Here is a 14,407-nt window from a genome sequence, read left to right as displayed (position 1 = left end):
CCAATAGTTTTTACTGCTTGAATCGCAAGGGTTGATTGTCTTAGAAAATTTGAGTGATTTGCTAGGTTTTGGCTAAGTATATTACAAACATTTCTGTATGTAAATAGTTTTGGTGATAAAAAAGACCTTGTATAACAAGGTCTTAAAAATTTTTTATTCTGGTTTTTTCCGGCCAATCAGGATAAGGAATACGCCGATAACGGCCAAAATGCTGATAAGCCATGTTGAGCCGCCTGCTTTCATATAAGGCGTTTCGCCGATATAGCCTTTAACGTGGCCTTCGAGGACGGTTTCTGTATCCGGTTGGGCTTCGGCAACAATCGTACCTTTAGGGGAAATAATGGCGGTCGCGCCGGTATTGGTGGCGCGAACCATGTAGCGGCCCAGTTCCATTGCACGCGCTTGGGACTGTTGAAGCTGCTGGTACATGGCATTGGACTTGCCATACCACGCCATATTGCTGATGTTGGCAAGCAAGGTGGAGCGTTTCGCCGTTGCAATGAGTTCGTCGCCGAAACCGTCTTCATAGCAGATATTGAAGGCGACTTTTTGATCTTTCATCACCAAAGGCGCTTGGTTGTCGCCGCCTTTTTGAAAGTCGGCCAAAGGCATATCCATCATTTTATAGAGGCGCTCGGTAATGGTGGGCAAGGGCTTGTATTCGCCAAATGGAACGAGGTGGTTCTTGGCGTAGTAGGGGATGGTATCGGAAGTGCTGTTGTGATAGTCGCTCAAATTGATGACTGCATTTTCGTAGCCGTTGCCGTCGGGCGTATATTGGCTGATACCGATGGCCAACGCGCTGCCGTTGCTTTGCGCTTGCTCGGCGAATTGTTCCAAGATGCCTTCGGGCAGGTCTTGGCGCATCAGTGGCAGGGCGGTCTCGGGCAGGATGACGATGTCAGCACTGGTTTTGCTGATTTGTTCGTAGTATTTCTGAATGGTTGGGATGATTTGCTCTTCTTTCCATTTCAGATTTTGCTCGATATTGCCTTGAATCAGGGCAACCGTGCTGGTGCTGCCGTCAGGGCGGGTGTATTCGGTTTGTTGGGAAATGTAGCCGACGGAGCAGAGTGCAACGATAAGGAATAAGGGCAGGAGGCGGTGTTTCAGACGGCCGTGGTTGTCAATCAGCAACACCAGCCATGCGCTGAGAAAAGCGGTTGCCAGCGTGACCATATGAATGCCGCCCAAAGGCGCGAAGCCTGCCAACGGGCTGTCTTTGATGATTTGGGAATAGCCGATTGCACCCCAGCCGAATCCAGTCAGGAAACGTTCGCGGGCAAATTCTGCCAGCGTCCACAAAATCGGCAGCAGGAGGCCGGTTTTGGCCCAGCGCGACAGGTTGCATTTTCTCCACACCCAAAAACAGATGGCCGGATAAAGCGCAAGAAATGCCGGCAGCAGGAAGGTGAGGGGGATGGCGTATGAATCCGGCAAACCCGAAACATCATGCAAGGCAGTGTGTATCCAATAAAACTGCGCCGTATAACCGATTAATCCGAACAGATAGGCAGTCATGACGGCAAAGCGTGGACGCAATTCAATCAGGCGTATCAGCGCGCCAAACAACAGCGGCATCAGCCAGAAATGATAATACGGGGCGAAAGTGAACGGTGTCGCGGCGGCAATCAAGATGACCAGCGGCCAGTAAAGCAGCGGATGTTGCCAATATTGTTCGAGTTTACGGAAAATATTCATGCTTTAAATGGTATTGAGGCCGTCTGAAAAGTTTTCAGACGGCAGGGAAACAAAATCAGTCTTTTTGAAACAATTTCATTGCAGGCAGGACGATTGCGCAAGCCAATGCACCGGCGGCTACTCCGACCACCAAGTTGGCGATATGTTCCATCATGCCGCTGTCCCAATGCTGTGCGTGGAGGAAATCGTGCAAAAAGCCAAGGTTGTGGGTGATCAGTCCGCCGCCAACCAAGAACATCGCCAGCGTGCCGACAATGCTCAAGCCACGCATAAACCAAGGCATAAATGAAATCAAACTGCGTCCGATACCTTGCACAGCAACGCTTTTTTGGCGCATCAACATCATGCCGAGGTCGTCAAGTTTGACGATAATGCCGACCAAACCATAGACCAATGCCGTCATGCCGACACCGATGGCGGCCATAACCAAAGAACGCGTCATCAGGTCATATTTTTCAACAACGCCCAGCGCGATAATAATAATTTCGGCGGAGAGGATGAAATCTGTGCGGACCGCGCCTTTCACTTTTGTTTTTTCGTCTGTGACTTCAGGCTCGGCATCGTGTCCGTCTTCGTGTTCATTGCGGTGCAAGAATTTGTGCAACAGTTTTTCCACGCCTTCAAAACACAAATAAACACCGCCGATCATCAACAAGGGCGTAATCAGCGCTGGCAGGAAAGCGGAAAGCAACAGTGCAAGCGGCACCAGAATCAGCTTATTGACCAGAGAGCCTTTTGCCACCGCCCAAATAATCGGCAATTCGCGCTCGGCGGATACGCCGGTTACCTGATTGGCGTTGAGCGCCAAATCGTCACCGACCACGCCGGCGGTTTTTTTTGCGGCGACTTTGGTCATCATCGCTACGTCGTCCAAAACGGCGGTAATGTCGTCCAAAAGCGTAAAGAGAGAGGCGAAGGCCATAATGTTGTCCGGATAAAATCAAATAAACGCGCGATTATATATGAAAATTCAGTTGCTTGAATGGTTTCAGACGGCCTTTGACGGAAATTAACCAAAGGCCGTCTGAAAATGCTATTTCGGCGTATAACGTCCAGCCATGGCTTTATACACCATATTTTCGTATTTCAAGGCTTCATAGCGTTGGTTCAGTAGGTTTTGCGCCGAGCTGTATTCCGAATTCAAAGCCTCCAGCCAGTCTTTCAGCTCGTTTTTACCGTGTTGGTAGCGTACTTGATAGTAATGGCTGTTTTTCTTGTCCAACTGATAACGCTGTTCTTGATTGGCAAGGCTGGCCTGCGCGTTTTTGTAGGCAAGGTAATTGGTGTTGACCTCGTTGAGCGCGGTAGTCAGGGCTTTTTCAAAATTCAGCTTGGCACTGTCCATCTCCGCTTGTACGGTTTTGTCTTTCCATTTCATGATCTGCCAATTAAGGAAAGGCAGATTGATGGTGGCCGATCCGCCTAACATAGGGATATTGAACGTGCTTTTCGCTTTATCGGAAGACGTACTCAAACTTGCGCCCAAAGTAATCGACGGATACCAACTGCGTTTTTGCGCGTTGACCGATTGCTGCGACGCCTGCAGGCGGTATTCGGCGGCGCGCAGGTCGGGGCGGTTGGCTAAAACGGTAATCGGTACGTCCAAGTTCACGCCTTTGACCGGCAGCAGGCGGAATTGTGCCGGATCGGCGGCCATGTTTTCAGACGGCCTTAAATTCAATAAATTACGCAAAACCTGTTTTTGCGTATCCAAATTGTTTTGCAAAGACAACAGGCTGTTTTCTGCGCTCAGCAATGACTGTTTGGCTTGGGTCGGCTGGCTTGAGTCGGCTCGGCCGTAGTGGAACTTGGCATTCGCAATGCGGTTGATTTCCTGGTATTGCTTCAGCGATTTTTTCGCCAACTCGATGGCTTCGTTCAGGTAGGAGATATTGAAATACGCATCGGCGACATTATTAATCAAAGTCAGGCGTGTATTGGCCATGTCTTCATGCGTGGCTTGGTATTCCCATACCTGCGCATCGGCAGTGGCACTGAGTTTGCGCCACAAATCCAATTCGTAGCTCAAACCAAGCTGGCTGCTGAAGGTATTGCCATGGCTGCCGGTTTTCAGGTTTTTAGAAGCGTTCGCGCCCAACGATCCGCTGAACGAAGGCACCAAATCCGCGCCCAAAATATTGGCTTGATACAAAGCTTTGTTGACGCTGATGGCGGCCTGTTTCAAATCGACATTGTTCGCCAGCGCCTGCTCCATCAGCGCATTGAGCTGCTGGCTTTGGTAGATTTCCCACCAGTTGCCGTTTACATCGTAGCGTTCGGCAGTTTCCGCCGCGCTCATGACTTGGCCGGTCGCTTCCAGCGTCAGGTTCGGATTGGCTTTAGGCGCGGCGCACGCACTTAGGGCAAGGGCAACAGCCAATGATAAGGCTGCTTGGGAAAAAGGTTTCGTCTTCATAAAAAATCTTTCGGGTAACAGCATTTCAGACGGCCCTAAAATAATAGGCCGTCTGAAACATAATCAATCCTGAGCCAGCGCATCAATCGGGTTGAGCTTGGAAGCCTTGTTGGCAGGCATAAAGCCGAACGCGACGCCGATGGCGGTGGAGCAGACGACTGCGCCGATGACGGAAGTCATGGAAATGCTCATTGGGAAGTCGGTAACAAAATAGTTGAACACCAGGCTGATGCTTGCGGACAGCAATACGCCGGACAGGCCGCCGATGATACAGATTAAGACGGCCTCAATCAGGAACTGTTGCAAAATATTGTTGCGGCGTGCGCCGATTGCCATGCGAACGCCGATTTCTTTGGTGCGCTCGGTAACGGAGACCAGCATGATGTTCATCACGCCGATACCGCCGACCACCAAAGAGATGACCGCGATGGAAGAAATCAGCAGCGTCATGGTGCCGGTTGTGCTTTCCACCATTTCTTTGATGCTGTCGCTGTTGTTCATAAAGAAGTCTTCTGTACCGTGGCGTGCTTTCAGCAGCTCGGTCAGGCTTTTTTCGGCAACCTGTGTGTTGGCATCGTCTTTGATTTTGACAACGATGGAGTTGGTATAGCTTTCGCCGGTAATTTGGTGCATGACCGTTGTATAAGGCGACCAAAGCATCAGCGAGTCGGAATTGCCAAATGAGTTGTCATCCTTTTTCATAATGCCGATGACGGTTAGCGGACGTTTTTTGAAAAGGATGGTTTTGCCTAAAGGATTGACACCTTCGCCGAAGAGTTTGGTTTTGGTGTTTTGGTCGATGACGACAACTTGGGCATCGGTTTTTACATCGTCATCATCAAACAGACGGCCTTCTTCCAATTTCAAACCGCGCACGTCGAAATATTGTTCGCCTACGCCGTAAAGCGAGGCGGTCAGGTCGGTGTTGCGGTAGGTCAAGGTGCCGCTGGAGTTGGTTTGAGGGGTGGCGGAGGCGACGTAACTTTGTTGGCTGATAGCTTTTGCGTCATTAATCGTCAGTGTCTTGATCCGTCCGCTTCTACGGTCGCCAAAACCACGGCCGGGGAAGATACTGATGGTGTTTGTGCCCATCGAGTTGATGTCTTCCAAGATTTTTTGTTGAGAACCATTACCCAAGGCCACTACCGATACTACCGAAGCGATACCGATGATAATCCCCAGCATGGTCAGCAGCGAACGCATTTTGTGCGCCATAATCGCCTGTACCGACATTTTGAATGCTTCCATAAATTGATCGTAATAAAACGACCAGGAAGCTTTTTCTTTAATCCTCTCCACTTTGCTTGGCGGAATATCGGGATTTTTAGACGTATCCGAAATAATCTGACCGTCGCGAATTTCGATGACGCGGTTTGCATTTGCCGCAATGCCCGGATCGTGGGTAACCATAATCACGGTATGCCCGTCTTCGTGCAGCTTGTGGATGATTTCCATCACATTTTTACCGCTGGCGGTATCCAATGCGCCGGTCGGTTCGTCGGCAAAGATGATTTCGCCGCCGTTCATCAACGCGCGGGCAATCGAAACGCGCTGTTGCTGCCCGCCGGAAAGTTCGCTGGGTTTGTTGCCTTCTTTATTTTGCAAACCCAAATCGCCCAACAGTTTTTCCGCACGTTCCGCGCGCTCTTTGCTGTCCATGCCCATATATACGGCAGGCAGGGCGACGTTGTCCCGGGCGGTCAGCGAACTTAACAGGTTGTAACGCTGGAAAATAAAGCCGAAACGCTCACGGCGCAAAGCCGCCAGATCATCCGGCTGCATTTGCGATGTTTCGATGCCGTCGATTTGATAAGAGCCGGAAGTGGCGGAATCCAGACAGCCCAAGATATTCATCAGCGTTGATTTGCCCGAGCCGGATTGGCCGATAATCGCCACAAAGTCGCCTTTTTCAATAGAAAGGCTGACATCTTTCAATACATGCACACGGTTTTCACCGCTACCGAAAAAACGGTTGATATTCTTACATTCGATTAAACTCATAATCTTTCCGGGCGAAAAATAGACATACAGAAACCAAGGCCGTCTGAAACACAGCCAAACCTTTCAGACGGCCTTAATCAATCAGCGGGGAGGGCCGCCGCCCATCATCGCGCGTTCGCTGCTCTTATTCTTTTCGTCTGCGCTCATTTCAGAAACGATTACTTTTTCGCCTTCTTTCAAGCCGCTTTTGATTTCGGTATTCATACTATCTTTCAAACCGACGGTTACTTCGCGTTCTACCGCTTTATTGTCTGCACCCAAAATGCTGACATAGGATTTACCGTTATGTTTTTTTACAGTCAGCGTCGGTACCAGTAAGACATTCTTCACGCCGTTGATTTCAATCGTGTTTTGAGTGGTCATGCCGATGGAAAGTTTGCCGTCGGAATTTGGCACCAAGGCGCGGGCATAGTAGTAAATCGCATTGGAAGTTGTGTCCGTGCTGCTGGTGTAGCTGCCCAAAGACATGGTGGTCAGGCCGGGGTCGACGCTGTCCAATTTCGCTTTAATCGGCGTGTCCGGCTCGGACAAAATGGTGAACGAAATATCCTGACCGGCTTTGACCTTTGTGATGTCGCCTTCTGCAATCTGCATTTTGTTCAACATGGTTTCCAGATTGGCCAGCTGGATAATGGTCGGCGTAGATTGCGCCGCATTGACGGATTGGCCTTCTTCAACAGGAATGGCGACCACGGTTCCGTCCATGGTGGCGGTAATCCGCGTGTGTCCCAATTCGGATTCGGCCGTATTGATGGAGATTTTGGATTGTTTGATGGAGGCCTTCAGTTCGGCGACATTGGCTTTGGCTGCGGCTAAAGAGTCTTGTGCAGATTCCAAATCTTCTTTGGAAGTGGCTTGTTCTTTCCATAAGGCAAGTTCGCGCTTATATTTTTTCTCCGCACTGGAAAGCGCAATTTCGGCAGAAACCAATTTTGCCTGATAAGTTTCCAGTTTGGATTTTTCGGTATTTAAGGTATTGAGCTGATTGGTTGAGTCGATTTCTGCAATCAAATCGCCTTTTTTCACTTGTTGGCCCAGTTTCACATACAGTTTTTTAATCTGGCCTGAAGCTTCCGCGCCTACGGATACCAAATTGGAAGGCGAGATTTCGCCGGTTGCCGATACGGTTTGACGGATATCGCCGAGTTTGACCACTTCCGTAATAAAAGAAGACTGAGGCTCAGGCTTCATCAAAGACCAGCCGCCGAAAGCCGCAGCCACGATAACAGCCGTACCGGCCGCCCACTTGAAAACTTTAGACATATAAAAGGAACCAATTCAATAAAATAACGTCGCAGACAAGCAACCAATGTATTGATAGAAACAAAAAAACAACTGGATTTTACTGTAAAGACCAAGACCAACCAAGAGACGGTCAACTTAAATTGAAGTTTAACTTATTGAAATAAAAAATAAAAGGATGAAGATATTTTTCAGAACTTGTACCTCGTTTACATAAATTCCCAAACTCCCTCCGAATCTGAACATTTAAGCCGCAAGAAAACGACTATAATATTCATGTCTTATTCCAATTATTAACGACACAAATAAAATGAAACACCAACAAGGCTTCACGCTTATCGAGCTGCTGATAGTCGTTTTGATTGCAGCCATTCTCGCTACCATCGCCTATCCGTCTTATCAAAACTACATCCGCCAAACGCGTCTCGCATCCGTCCGCACACAGATGCTGCATAATGCCCAACAACTTGAACGCTACTATACTCAAAAAAGTACTTTTGTAGGGTTTCCTACCGAAAATTTGCAGCAGAATCAATATTTCAATATTAGTTTTTCCGAAGGTACGGATTCTATGCCTGATCCTTCCGATTCAGGTTATATTTTGAAGGCTGTACCCAATAGAGAAACCAATGCCGATGAAACTTGTACCGTTTATTACAACGACAGCGGTATCATCTGGGCAAACAGTGATAAACAAAACTGCCCCGGTTATGAAATACCAAAATCGGAATAAATCGAAATATAAAAGGCCGTCTGAATTTTAGACGGCCTTTTGGATGGTTTGGCTGTATAAGCACATTAGCTTATACAGGGCAAAGATTGGTAATCCCGGCCCGATGTGAAGCCCATCTTAGCCTTTGCGGCGCGGTTCGTCAGGGCGGATGCGTGAAGCCAGTTGGTCGAGGATGCCGTTGACGAATTTATGGCCGTCGGTGCCGCCGAAAGTTTTGGTGACTTCAATGGCTTCGTTGATGATGACAGGATAGGGGGTCTCAGGCATGGTGCTCAGCTCATGGCAGGCAACCAGCAAAACGGCGCGTTCGATAGGGCTGAGATCTTTCTCGTCGCGGTCGAGCAGGGGGCTGATTTTTTCCATGTATTCTTCGGCATGGGTTTGCGCGCCGAAAAACAGTTTGTTGAACAGCTCTTCATCCATATTGGGCGCTTGGGACAGTTCGCGGATGTTTTTGGCGATTTCGGGAGCGGCTGTTTTGTTGATGCCTGCTTGATAAATGGCTTGTACGGCAAGCTCGCGTGCGCGGCGGCGTGGGCTTTTCATGGGTATTCCTTGTGAAGAGGGTGCCGATGGTTGTCGGCTGAATATTGAATGATTCAGACGGCCTCAATGTCATGATTGGGAGGCCGTCTGAAAATATGCGGTATTCAATACGGGGAGAACTTATTCTTCGTCGTCTTCGTATTGTTCTGACAAAAGATGGTTGACCAAGTTGGCACATTCTACGGCAACTTTGGCGGCATCGGAGGCTTTTTCTTCGATGCGTGCGACGGCCTGTTCGTCGTTTTCGGTCGTCAGGATGGCGTTGGCGATCGGGATGTTGTAATCAAGGGCAACGCGGCTGACGCCTGCGCCGGATTCATTGGATACCAATTCAAAGTGGTAGGTTTCGCCGCGAATGACAACGCCGATGGCAATCAGGGCATCGAATTGTTCGGATGAAGCGAGGTTCATCAGCGCGATAGGCACTTCAAGCGCGCCGGGGACGGTGGCAAGCGTGATGTTGTCTTCGGCTACGCCCAATTCTTTTAAGGTGCGGCAGCAAACTTTGACCATTTCGCTGCCGATTTCGTTGGTGAAGCGGGCCTGAACGATGCCGATGCGCAAGTTGGTACCGTCGAGGCGGGGTTCGATAATGTTCATGATGATTCCTTCAATATTGGTGAAATAGGGATTCGGCTCGGTTTCAGACGGCCTGGTTATAGGGAAGGCCGTCTGAAACGAAATGGGGATGGATTATTCTTGCGGCTGCCAATCGGCAACGGCTTGGAACTCGCCGTCTTCGTTTAATTCCCACGCGCTGCCTTCTGCCTGAGTCAGCAGGGGCGCGATGTCGGGATTGTCTGCGGTAATGGCGGAGAGGCTGACAATGCTGAAGTTGTCGGGATTGTCGGTGTATTCGTCGGTTTCGTCGCCGCTGAAAATACGCCAGCCGCTGTCGTTTTCAAATACGGGGGCTTCGCGGTAGAGGAAGCCGACGGGTTTGCCTTGTTCGGCGACGGTGTTGGTAACAATGCAGCGGTCGAGCGCTGCGGCCAATGCTTGGGCAAATTTGTTCATGGAGTTGGCAAAGAGATGATTTGGCATGATTTTACACGATTCGCCGCTTTTCCGCACGGATGTGTGCAGGGTCGGTTTGATGGTACAATGTCGGCAAGTGCCGTCAGGTTTGAACATGACGGCTTTTGATTGTTTATCGGCTTGAGGGACGCAAGAAACAATGAGCCAAAATAAAAAAGTTGCCGGTGTAGCCTTTTTATTTTGTTTCACTGCGGATGAGGCGTGCTTTCCGGCTGTTTTTTTGAAAGTATGGAATGAAACCTGATTTGCTCAAACAGCAGGCGCATCGAGCGATTCAAAAGCGTCTGGGCTATGAGTTCCGCAATATGGAGCTGCTTCAGCAGGCTTTGACTCACCGCAGCTACAATGCCAAACACAATGAGCGTTTTGAATTTGTCGGCGATTCGATTTTGAACTATTCAGTGGCGCGGATGTTGTTTGACGCGTTTCCGAAATTGTCGGAAGGCGAGTTGTCGCGGATGCGCGCGGCTTTGGTGAATGAAGGCGTATTGGCTGAAATCGCGTTGGAAATGAATGTCGGCGACGGTTTGTATTTGGGTGCCGGCGAGTTGAAGAGCGGCGGTTTCAGACGGCCTTCGATTTTGGCTGACGCAATGGAGGCGATGTTTGCGGCGGTCAGCTTTGACGCTGATTTTTCTGCGGCGGAAAAAGTGGTTCGCCATTTGTTTGCGGAACGCGTGAAACGTGCGGATTTGAATATCGGCAAGAAAGACAGTAAAACCGCTTTGCAGGAAGCCTTGCAGGCACGTCGCTTTGCCCTGCCGAAATACCGAATCGAAGAGCAGGCGGAGCAGACGGCTGATGCGATGTTTGTGATTTCCTGTGATTTGGGCGAACTCGGTTTCATCTGCAATGCACGCGGCAGCAGTCGGAAAGTGGCCGAGCAAAAAGCGGCATGTGAAGCTTTAGAGTGGTTGGAACAGAAGTTCCCTTTGAAAAAAGCTAAAAAATGATACTTCAGACGGCCTTTGAAAAAATGCAAAGGCCGTCTGAAACAATCAAGAAAGTCATATATAAATGGATATCGAAACCTTTTTGCAAAACGAGTCGCAACACCCGACGGATTATCGTTGCGGCTTTGTGGCCATCGTGGGTCGTCCGAATGTCGGCAAATCCACGCTGATGAACCATTTAATTGGTCAGAAAATCAGTATTACCAGTAAAAAAGCACAAACCACGCGCAACCGTGTAACCGGTATTTACACCGACGACACGGCGCAATTTGTGTTTGTCGATACGCCTGGTTTTCAAACCAATCACCGCAATGCCTTGAATGACCGTCTTAATCAAAACGTAACCGAAGCGTTGAGCGGCGTGGACGTGGTGGTTTTTGTGGTGGAAGCCATGCGCTTTACCGATGCGGACCGCGTGGTGCTGAAGCAGTTGCCTAAGCATACGCCTGTGGTATTGGTGGTCAATAAAATCGATAAAGATAAAGCCAAAGACAAATTTGCGCTTGAGGCTTTTATCAATGAAGTGCGCCAAGAGTTTGAATTTGCCGCCAGCGAGGCAGTCAGCGCGAAACATGGTCTGCGTATTGCCAATTTGCTGGAATTGCTCAAGCCGTATCTGCCGGAAAGTATCCCGATGTATCCGGAAGATATGGTGACGGATAAATCCAGCCGATTTCTGGCGATGGAGATTGTGCGCGAAAAACTGTTCCGTTATTTGGGCGAAGAGTTGCCGTATGCGATGAATGTTGAAGTGGAGCAGTTTGAGGAAGAGGAAAGCGGACTGTTCCGCATTTATATCGCGGTGTTGGTCGATAAAGACAGCCAAAAGGCGATTTTGATTGGCAAGGGTGGGGAGAAATTGAAGAAAATTTCTACTGAAGCCCGCCTTGATATGGAAAAATTATTTGATACCAAAGTCTTTTTGAAGATTTGGGTGAAAGTGAAATCCGGTTGGGCAGACGATATTCGTTTCCTGCGCGAATTGGGATTGTGATTTAATGTGTTTGAACAAAGGCCGTCTGAAAAATTTTCAGACGGCCTTTTTTTATCAAGCCAACAACTCAGTCAGACGTTTGACGATTTCATCCGCTGCTTGGCGTTTGGATGTTTCCGGAAATGAGGTTTCGGCAAGGTCATCAATAATGGTGATTTGATTGGTTGGTTTGCCCATGGAAACGGAAACTTGGTTGGCTACCAGCATCGGTACGTTTTTGCGCAAACGTTTTGCCCGAGCAAATTCCAAAACCTGATGGCTTTCGGCAGCAAAGCCGACGCAGAATGGTCGAGAAGGTAGGGCGGCAACGGATGCGAGAATATCCGGATTTTCCGTCAGTTCGATAATTGGAGGCTGATTGCCGTTTTTCTTCAGTTTCTCGTTGCTGCTGTTTTTGACTTTATAGTCTGCAACGGCTGCAACGGAAATAAAGACATCTTGCTCATGGATATGGCGGTGAACTGCCTGATACATGGCTTCTGCGCTGACAGCTTGTTCGGAATGAGCCAAGCCTGCTGGCAAGGCCAGCTGAATTTGACCGTAAATCAGCGTGACTTTCGCTCCGGCAGCACGGCACGCACGTGCTAAAGCCATGCCCATTTGTCCGCTGGAAATATTGGTAATGCCGCGGACAGGATCGATGGCTTCAAACGTTGCGCCGGCTGTAATCAGAACTTTTTTGCCGCTCAATAGCTTGGGTGTCCATAAATCCTCTAACAAATCTGCCAGATCGACCGCTTCGACCATTCTGCCGGTACCTGTTTCGCCGCAAGCCTGTTCGCCGCTGTTTGGGTAAAACACGGTAATGCCGTCTGAAACCAGCTGCTCAATATTGCGCAGGTTGGCAGGGTTGTTCCACATTTCGACATTCATTGCAGGCGCAACGGCCAAAGGACATTTTCTGGCTGCGGCCAAAGTAGTCAACAGGTTGTCAGCCAATCCGTTGGCAATTTTGGCGATCGTATTGGCAGTGGCTGGTGCAATAAGAAATGCGTCAGCTTCACGCGTCAGATTGATGTGCGCCATGCCATTATTGGAAGTGCCTGAATAGGTATCCGATAAAACAGGGTTGCCGGTTAAAGCTTGGAAAGTCAGTGGGGAGACAAATTCCGTCGCAGAATCTGTCATTACCACTGATACAGAATGTCCTTGCTTTTTCAGCAGTCTGACCAGTTCGCAAGATTTATACGCCGCAATACCGCCGGTAATGCCGAGGAGAATGTGTTTGCTCATAAATAATGGGTTCATTAAATGAGGTATATAGGAATCAAATCAAATTAGATTTGTTCGATGTTGATCCTGGCCAGTTTTGCTTTAATCGCATTGCCATATCTCTTCGGTAAGAATGCTGAAACCACCCCGTTTTTCACTTCAGTCACATAACTGCAGACTTTAAATTCAGGAACAACATTGAGCGAGTAGTCCGGATTGACCAAAGGCGAAGCACTGGAGTACAGCGTCCATCTTGCCAGACTGCCGTCTTCATAATCAGTCGTTGCATTAAAGCTGGTGACCCCTTCGCTGAAAGCGATTTGATAATTAGAGTAGAACTCGCCGGGAATTTCGTGTGCATTACAGAAATCAAATAATCTGTCATGTGCAAACAGATTCTGACGGATATAGGCCCACAATTCTTTTTCTAGAAAATCTTGGTCGGCAAAATGCCTGGAAGGATAGCCCTCGTCGACAAAGTTTTGAATCCTTTCCTGCATATCTGGGACTGCGCCCGCTTTAGCGCCCCACATACCCGCAAGAATTAGGGCAGTATGCGAGCCCGAGTCACGAATAGTGTGGAATAGTGTACCACTTTTTATCCATTCGGATACGGCCGCTGCATCACGATAACAAATAATAGAATCTGCATCACGGAAAATAACGTATTCAACCTCGGGATCATTGATGGCAAGAAAGCGCCACATCGTACCCGGCCAGTTGTCCAATGGAGCGCCAACCTTAATCACTTCTGCACCGTTATTTCTAAATCGTTGAATAGCTTCAGCCGATACAGAATCGTCAATATAAAAACGACATGTCCAACCGGGGAAAAGTACAGGAGCAAGCTGGGTGTTTAAGACGGCAGGCTCAATATATTTGGAATTATTGCCAAATAAAGAAAAGGAGATAATCCGTTTGCCGTTTTTTGGAGCTGATGTCGGAATTATTTCATGTTCTAGGTCTGGGATGGCTTTGTCTTTTAGAACCAAAGCCTGATGACCGTAAAACCCGGTTTTTTCCCAATTATCTAGGGCGCCGTAAGCATGGGCAAGTAAATCCAAAGCAGGAATATAGGTGCTATCCAGCTCTAACGTTTTCATTTCAGCCTCAATGGCTTTTTCCCATTTCAACTGCTTCAGATAGGCATAAGCAACTTTGTGATGAAATTCGACAGATTGTGGATTGAGAAGGCAAAGAATCTCGGCACGTTTTAGCGCTTCCTCGTAATTTTCCTCTTCGATAAAAGAGTGATATGCTTGTTCAAATTTTTGTTGAATCTTTTCGTTATTCATAATAGGGACTATTCTAAATTTATGATTGTTTTATTGGAGAAAGTAGAGATTGTAAGAGTAGATGGGACTAAAGCGCCAGTAGTATAGAGATATAGAGTGTTTGAATGTGGCAATTAAGAGTAAAACTGCAGGACTATTTATCTTTGGATATCTGTTTTATCTATCGAACGATAAAATCCAATAAATTTTAAATTATTTAAATACAGATAGTTGTGAAAAAATTTTAATTTTTTTGAAGTTGGGTGTTGACTGGTTTTGTAGGTAGGCGTATAGTTC

The 14,407-nt window shown here is 48.3% G+C and carries 13 protein-coding genes; 3 read left to right on the top strand and 10 right to left on the bottom strand.

Going from position 1 to position 14,407, the window contains the following annotated elements; all coding sequences use genetic code 11:
* Positions 1 to 153: 153 nt before the first annotated feature.
* The 5 genes from lnt to HMPREF2871_RS07560 form a co-directional block, all read right to left on the bottom strand.
* A complete protein-coding gene (lnt, locus tag HMPREF2871_RS07580) occupies positions 154 to 1,701 on the bottom strand; it encodes an apolipoprotein N-acyltransferase (protein WP_004519692.1) in 1,548 nt (515 codons plus the stop codon).
* A 55-nt stretch (positions 1,702 to 1,756) separates the two neighbouring features.
* Positions 1,757 to 2,623, bottom strand: a complete 867-nt coding sequence (locus HMPREF2871_RS07575) for a DUF808 domain-containing protein (RefSeq protein ID WP_049344865.1) — start codon at positions 2,621 to 2,623, stop codon at positions 1,757 to 1,759.
* Between the two features lie 111 nt (positions 2,624 to 2,734).
* On the bottom strand, positions 2,735 to 4,117 hold the full coding sequence (locus tag HMPREF2871_RS07570) for a TolC family protein (RefSeq protein ID WP_039862103.1): 1,383 nt from the start codon (positions 4,115 to 4,117) through the stop codon (positions 2,735 to 2,737).
* 63 nt (positions 4,118 to 4,180) lie between these two features.
* Entirely contained in the window at positions 4,181 to 6,118 is a 1,938-nt protein-coding gene (locus HMPREF2871_RS07565; protein WP_049344864.1) for a MacB family efflux pump subunit, read from the bottom strand.
* Positions 6,119 to 6,199: 81 nt separating this feature from the next.
* Complete coding sequence (locus tag HMPREF2871_RS07560) at positions 6,200 to 7,381, bottom strand: efflux RND transporter periplasmic adaptor subunit (protein ID WP_004519696.1); 1,182 nt, start codon at positions 7,379 to 7,381, stop codon at positions 6,200 to 6,202.
* Positions 7,382 to 7,670: 289 nt separating this feature from the next.
* On the opposite strand from HMPREF2871_RS07560, the gene HMPREF2871_RS07555 reads away from it, so the two are divergent.
* Positions 7,671 to 8,093: a type IV pilin protein gene (locus HMPREF2871_RS07555; RefSeq protein WP_004519697.1), complete on the top strand. Its 423-nt coding sequence runs from the start codon at positions 7,671 to 7,673 to the stop codon at positions 8,091 to 8,093.
* A gap of 117 nt (positions 8,094 to 8,210) precedes the next feature.
* Here the strand turns inward: HMPREF2871_RS07555 and nusB are convergent, their stop codons facing one another.
* From nusB to HMPREF2871_RS07540, 3 genes are all read right to left on the bottom strand, one after another.
* A complete protein-coding gene (nusB, locus tag HMPREF2871_RS07550) occupies positions 8,211 to 8,639 on the bottom strand; it encodes a transcription antitermination factor NusB (RefSeq protein ID WP_004519698.1) in 429 nt (142 codons plus the stop codon).
* 120 nt (positions 8,640 to 8,759) lie between these two features.
* A complete protein-coding gene (gene ribH, locus HMPREF2871_RS07545; protein ID WP_003748562.1) occupies positions 8,760 to 9,239 on the bottom strand; it encodes a 6,7-dimethyl-8-ribityllumazine synthase in 480 nt (159 codons plus the stop codon).
* 93 nt (positions 9,240 to 9,332) lie between these two features.
* Complete coding sequence (locus HMPREF2871_RS07540) at positions 9,333 to 9,656, bottom strand: DUF2185 domain-containing protein (protein ID WP_039862122.1); 324 nt, start codon at positions 9,654 to 9,656, stop codon at positions 9,333 to 9,335.
* Between the two features lie 254 nt (positions 9,657 to 9,910).
* Here HMPREF2871_RS07540 and rnc point away from each other — a divergent pair, with 254 nt between their 5' ends.
* Positions 9,911 to 10,630, top strand: a complete 720-nt coding sequence (gene rnc, locus HMPREF2871_RS07535) for a ribonuclease III (protein ID WP_003683027.1) — start codon at positions 9,911 to 9,913, stop codon at positions 10,628 to 10,630.
* A gap of 64 nt (positions 10,631 to 10,694) precedes the next feature.
* On the top strand, positions 10,695 to 11,624 hold the full coding sequence (era, locus tag HMPREF2871_RS07530) for a GTPase Era (RefSeq protein ID WP_036493257.1): 930 nt from the start codon (positions 10,695 to 10,697) through the stop codon (positions 11,622 to 11,624).
* Positions 11,625 to 11,678: 54 nt separating this feature from the next.
* Here era and coaBC read toward each other — a convergent pair whose 3' ends face one another.
* Positions 11,679 to 12,857, bottom strand: coding sequence for a bifunctional phosphopantothenoylcysteine decarboxylase/phosphopantothenate--cysteine ligase CoaBC (gene coaBC / locus HMPREF2871_RS07525; protein WP_049344863.1), 1,179 nt, complete (start codon positions 12,855 to 12,857; stop codon positions 11,679 to 11,681).
* Between the two features lie 44 nt (positions 12,858 to 12,901).
* Positions 12,902 to 14,131, bottom strand: a complete 1,230-nt coding sequence (locus HMPREF2871_RS07520) for a tetratricopeptide repeat protein (protein WP_004519703.1) — start codon at positions 14,129 to 14,131, stop codon at positions 12,902 to 12,904.
* Positions 14,132 to 14,407 lie beyond the last annotated feature (276 nt).

The organism is Neisseria sp. HMSC067G12, from assembly GCF_001812725.1.
GTDB lineage: Bacteria > Pseudomonadota > Gammaproteobacteria > Burkholderiales > Neisseriaceae > Neisseria > Neisseria perflava.
Note: the sequence above shows the minus strand (reverse complement) of the source record. Positions and strands in the feature narration are given on the sequence as shown.